The organism is Nostoc sp. KVJ20, from assembly GCF_001712795.1.
Taxonomy (GTDB): Bacteria; Cyanobacteriota; Cyanobacteriia; order Cyanobacteriales; family Nostocaceae; genus Nostoc.
Genome location: NZ_KV757853.1, coordinates 1 through 900 on the forward strand (window position 1 = coordinate 1; position 900 = coordinate 900).

Below are 900 nucleotides of genomic sequence, written 5' to 3' on the forward strand. Positions count from 1 at the left end.
GATTCAACTAATGACTGTTCTATATTTTGAGCAATTGCGTCTACAGTCCTTTGTGAAGAAAGATATTGTATTTCATGCTCAATTCTTGTAGATATTTTATCAAATGCGGGTTTAAGAGCTTTTTGCTGTTGGCAAGTTTTAGAAAGTTGTTCTATTAACCGTGGCAAAGTTTCAGCTAGGGCAGACTCAACTAATGACTGTTCTATGTTTTCAAGAACTGATAAGACAGTTTTTTTTGTTGAAAGGTGCTGCTCAAATTGAGAAATTGCTGTTTCTAGGTCGTCGAATTTAGTTATTCTTCCTGAGATATGCTGGTGATGTTGAGAGAGTTGCTCTATTAGTTGTGGTAACGTTTCACTTAAAGCAGACTCTACAGCCAACTGTTCAATATCCTCAGCAATTATATCGATAGTTTTTTGTAAATCAAGGCGTTGTGATAATGGCTCAATTGCTGTAAATATTTTGTCGAATGTGGCAATACCTTTTTTTAGCTGCTGTCTCAAAGGAGAAAATTGTTTTATTAGTTGCGGTAATGTGACAGTGAGGGCAGAGGAGACAGCCGAGTATTCAACATTTTGAGTAATTGCGTCTATAGCTCTTTGTGATGAAAGTCGTTGCTCAATTTGAGTAATGACTGCTTCTAAATCGTCAAATCTACTTCTGACTCCTTTTTGCTGCTGTCTCAAGGGAGAGAGTTGTTTTATTAACAGTGGTAAAGCTTCAGTGAGGGCAGAGGAGACAGCCAAGTATTCAATATTTTCAGCAATTGCCCAAACAGTTTTTTGTGAACTTGAAAGTTCTGACTGTTGAGCAATAGCTGTTTTGTGAGCTAATTGCTGACTGACTTGAGAGAGTTGCTCTCTTCTTTGTGGCAACAAAGTTATTAGGGTGGACTCAACT

At 37.6% G+C, this 900-nt stretch carries 1 pseudogene; it reads right to left on the minus strand.

The window, feature by feature from the left end:
- A pseudogene (locus tag A4S05_RS38265) lies at nucleotides 1–900 on the minus strand (exonuclease V subunit alpha); the annotation flags it as partial.